The sequence below is a fragment of the Desulforamulus putei DSM 12395 genome (assembly GCF_900129195.1).
Classification (GTDB): Bacteria; Bacillota; Desulfotomaculia; order Desulfotomaculales; family Desulfotomaculaceae; genus Desulfotomaculum; species Desulfotomaculum putei.
This window is the reverse complement of record NZ_FQUY01000056.1, coordinates 1-3,153: the sequence shown is the minus strand read 5'-3', so window position 1 is coordinate 3,153 and position 3,153 is coordinate 1. Positions and strand designations below refer to the sequence as shown.

3 protein-coding genes are annotated in these 3,153 nt (G+C 39.9%); all 3 read left to right on the top strand.

Annotated features, from left to right (window positions below):
- The first annotated feature begins 149 nt into the window (after window positions 1-149).
- Genes BUB67_RS15830 through BUB67_RS15820 form a run of 3 tightly spaced genes read left to right on the top strand, consistent with a single transcriptional unit; the run spans window position 150 to window position 3,062 of the window.
- Window positions 150-1,085 (top strand): site-specific integrase, encoded by a 936-nt coding sequence (locus tag BUB67_RS15830; protein ID WP_073240319.1) that lies wholly within the window; start codon window positions 150-152, stop codon window positions 1,083-1,085.
- A complete protein-coding gene (locus BUB67_RS15825) occupies window positions 1,072-2,049 on the top strand; it encodes a tyrosine-type recombinase/integrase (RefSeq protein WP_073240318.1) in 978 nt (325 codons plus the stop codon). The genes BUB67_RS15830 and BUB67_RS15825 overlap by 14 nt, the downstream gene beginning before the upstream one ends.
- Before the next feature lie 2 nt (window positions 2,050-2,051).
- Complete coding sequence (locus BUB67_RS15820) at window positions 2,052-3,062, top strand: tyrosine-type recombinase/integrase (RefSeq protein ID WP_073240317.1); 1,011 nt, start codon at window positions 2,052-2,054, stop codon at window positions 3,060-3,062.
- The last annotated feature ends 91 nt before the right edge of the window (window positions 3,063-3,153 follow it).

The window sequence follows — 3,153 nt, the reverse complement described above, 5'->3', positions numbered from 1 at the left end:
CTCATCTTATGTGGAGCCCTATATTATGTAGAGTTATTCCTAAATAAGTTAAAAAGTTATTGCATTCTAGGCAAGCTGGTCATTTTTATGGAACTACAACTCAACATAACGTTTTGATGTTATCCTCATAAACAAGGAGGTGCATCAAAATGCATAACAAAACCACTAAGATTCTTCTCAGGTATAATAGTTATTTAGATATCCTGGAAGAGTACCTGAATCTGGAAGAATTCAGGAGCCTGTCACCACTGACAATTTCATCTAAGAGATTGACGATTACTTCTTTTATGAATTATCTTGGTGACAACAATGTGAAGGATTTTCAGCACTGTTTTCAGAAAAACGTGACTGGCTATTTATCTTCCCTTGCTGGACTATCTTCTTCCACCATCAGTGGACGCAAATTTATTTTGCGCCACTTTTTTAATTACCTGAACAGCAGAAAACTTACACTGTTTGCAGGTAATGAGCTATTCCCAGTCATATTTACCAACAAACGGGAACGTATACTTTCCTTTTATTCCACTGAGGAAATCAGGCGAATCGTCTCTACCATAGACCGGAGTACTCCTTATGGAAAAAGGGACTTTGTCGTAGTACTATTGGCAGCAGAACTTGGTATCCGATCCGGAGACATCATCCGGTTGAAAATATCGGATATACATTGGGAACACGATACGATTGAGTTCATTCAGTATAAGACTAAAAATTTTAATCAGTTGCCTTTACTGGAAAATATCAAGTATGCTTTGATTGACTATCTGAAAAACGGGCGTCCGGAAAGCGACTTAGAGTACATTTTTATAGGTATAAAAAATGGCGGGAAGCCGTTAACCAATACCTGCATCCATCAGATAGTTTCTAAATACTTCCAAAAGGCTGGCGTTGATACATCGGAACGTAAGCATGGTCCGCATGCCATGCGGCATTCTTTGGCAAGTACCATGCTCCATAACAATACACCGATGTATGTAATCAAGGAGGTATTGGGGCATTCAAACATCAATACCAGCAGAATGTATCTTAATATCGATATTGATACCCTTAGAAAATTAGCTTTGGAGGTGCCGTATGAAACAGTATGACACCTTCAATTTTCCCGGGACTTACTGTGACATAGCTATGGAGTATGTGGAATATAAACAATCCCTTGGATTTAAGTATTCCTATAGCGAACAGGCCGAAGTAAACCGCATGCTTAATTTTATATACTCTAATTCAAAATCAGATCCTATATTGGCTTTACAGCCGGAACTGGTTAATGCATATGCATCGAAAAGGGGCAATGAAAGTGCCCGTACCCTTCATATAAGACAATCCCATATAAGACAGTTTGCTCTTTTCTTAAACTTAAGAGGCATTCAAGCTTATGTTTACCCAAAGGAACTGGTTAAAACTACCGAAGACTTTGTTCCGTATATTTTTACCAAAGATGAAATCAGCTGGATTCTTCGGGAAGCTGATGCAATCGGGCCAAACAAGAATAAGTTTGTAAATACCCCTTATATATATCCTGCAGTAATCCGCATGCTGTATGGATGTGGATTACGAGTTAGCGAAGCTCTTGCCATTAAATGTGAACACGTTGATCTCGATAATGGAGTTCTTGTCATTATGAATGGCAAAAATAATGTATCGCGTCTGGTACCGATATCCGAATCACTACGCCAGTATTTATCCATGTATGATTCAAAGGTTGAAAGAGCTGGGAATCCATACTTTTTTCCTGCGCTTCACAATGAAAGATACTCTTCAACAACTATCCTGAATCAGTTTAGGAAGCTGGAGGAGAAAGCTGGCATATCCCAGTTAAGTAATGGAAAGTACCCGCGCGTACATGACCTGAGACACACTTTCAGTGTCCATGCTTTGGAGCAGATGATTCACAAAGGAATGGATCCTTACTGCTCACTTCCCATACTTAGTACCTATCTCGGGCACAAGGGTATTGAATCGACAGAAAAATATCTCCGTCTGACAAAGCAGTACTTCATTGACATTCTGCAGTTCAGCCACCAAGATGCTGAAAAGATTTTTCCGGAGGTGTGACTATGCACAGGAAGGAATTATCTTATTATGTAAGCAGCTTCTTTACAGAATATCTTGGCAATGAGGCAGGTTTGTCAATCAATACCATAAAGTCATACCGGGATGCATTCATACTGTTTTTCAAATACCTTGATGAAACTGGTATCTGCAAGATCAGCAAACTAAAAATGGATACGCTGAATGCAGACAATGTAAGCGGATTTCTGGACTGGCTGGAACAGTCAAGAGGCTGCAGCATCAGTTCAAGAAATCAGCGACTTGCTGCATTAAAAGCTTTTTGCGGTTATGTAGCACGCAAAAGTCCGGAGGAAAGTGCCCTGTGTCAGGGTATCTTAAAAATCCGTATTAAGAAGGCCCCACAGAAACCGGTTGAATACCTAAGTGTAGATGCTGTTGAATATCTCCTCAAAATGCCCGACAGTCATTCTACACAAGGTATTCGTGATCTTGCAATGATTGCACTAATGTATGAATCCGGGTGCAGGGTTCAGGAACTCATTGATTTAAGGGTGGGTGACATTGCCTTCCGAAGCCCAAACACGGTTACCCTTACAGGAAAAGGAAACAAGGCAAGAGTAATACCCATAAGTGCTAACGCTGCAGACATTATAAAAGCTTATTTGAACTCTGCCAGTATCTGCAACATGGCGCATCCAGTGTTTATCAACAGATACGATAAGCCCTTGTCAAGATCGGGAGTATCCTATGTTCTTGATAAATATGGGCACATAGCTCATAAGGCAAGGCCAGAATTATATCCATCTAAGCTTCATCCTCATATATTAAGGCATTCTAAAGCAATGCATCTGCTTGAAAACGGAGTAAACTTAATATATATTAGGGATTTTCTTGGTCATTCATCTGTTACCACAACAGAGATCTATGCAAGATGTAACCCTGAGCTGAAAAGAAAATACATTGAACAGGCTGGCAACCTAATTACAGAATCCGTTGAAGAATACAGTGAAAGTGAAAAAGAAGCCTTGATAACTTGGCTCCGGAAAAACATCTAATAATTATGTTGAGTGGTTATGCAGCAAATCCCATGTCTGGGGGCATAACCACTCATGACTTTGCATAATATAGGGCTCCACATAAGATGAG